The sequence below is a fragment of the Streptomyces yokosukanensis genome (assembly GCF_001514035.1).
Taxonomy (GTDB): Bacteria; Actinomycetota; Actinomycetes; order Streptomycetales; family Streptomycetaceae; genus Streptomyces; species Streptomyces yokosukanensis.
The window spans coordinates 36,473-37,542 of the sequence record NZ_KQ948241.1; the positions used below are offsets into that span (position 1 = coordinate 36,473).

Annotated in this window: 1 protein-coding gene; it reads right to left on the minus strand. The window is 71.6% G+C overall.

Annotated elements, in window-relative coordinates; genetic code table 11:
- Nucleotides 1-1,070: beta-ketoacyl synthase N-terminal-like domain-containing protein (locus AQI95_RS42330; RefSeq protein ID WP_167362003.1), on the minus strand; the 1,070-nt coding region annotated here is incomplete at both ends.

Genomic DNA, 1,070 nt, shown 5'->3' on the forward strand with positions numbered 1-1,070 from the left:
CCACCTCACCGGCCGACCAGTCCACGTGCGGGGTCGGCTCGTCGACGTGCAGGGTCTGCGGGAGCAGCCCGTGCTGCATCGCCAGCACCATCTTCATCACACCCGCCACACCCGCGGCGGCCTGCGTGTGACCGATGTTCGACTTGATCGAGCCGAGGAGCAGCGGTCGGCCGTCCTCGCGGTCCTGGCCGTAGGTCGCCATCAGGGCCTGCGCCTCGATGGGGTCCCCGAGACGGGTACCGGTGCCGTGCGCCTCGACGGCGTCGATCTCGGCGGCCGAGAGACCGGAGCTCGCGAGGGCGGCGCGGATCACGCGCTGCTGGGAGGGGCCGTTCGGGGCGGTGAGCCCGTTGCTGGCACCGTCCTGGTTGATCGCGGACCCGCGGACCACGGCGAGCACGGGGTGCCCGTTGCGGCGGGCGTCGGAGAGCCGCTCCACGAGCAGCATGCCGACACCCTCACCCCAGCCCGTACCGTCCGCCGACGCGGCGAAGGCCTTGATCCGGCCGTCCTCCGCCAGGCCGCGCTGACGGCTGAAGTCGATGTAGGCGCCCGGCGACGACATCACGGTGACACCACCTGCGAGGGCGAGCGAGCACTCGCCGCTGCGCAGGGCCTGAACCGCCCAGTGCAGGGCGACGAGGGAGGCGGAGCAGGCGGTGTCGACGGTCACGGCCGGACCCTCGAGGCCGAAGGCGTACGAGAGCCGGCCAGAGACCACGCTCGCCGCATTGCCGGTGCCCAGGTACCCCTCGATGCCGTCAGGGACGGTCTGGAGCGTGGCCCCGTAGTCCTGCCCGTTGGTGCCGATGAACACACCGGCCTGGCTGCCGCGTACGGCTGCGGGGTCGATGCCGGCCCGTTCGAAGGTCTCCCAGGTGGTCTCCAGCAGCAGGCGCTGCTGGGGGTCCATGGCAAGGGCCTCACGCGGGGAAATCCCGAAGAAGTCCGCGTCGAAGTCGGCGACGTCGTAGAGGAAGCCGCCCTCGCGGGCGTAGAAGGTGCCCTGCTGGTCGGGGTCCTGGCTGTAGAGCCGTTCCAGGTCCCAGCCGCGATCGACCGGGAACTCA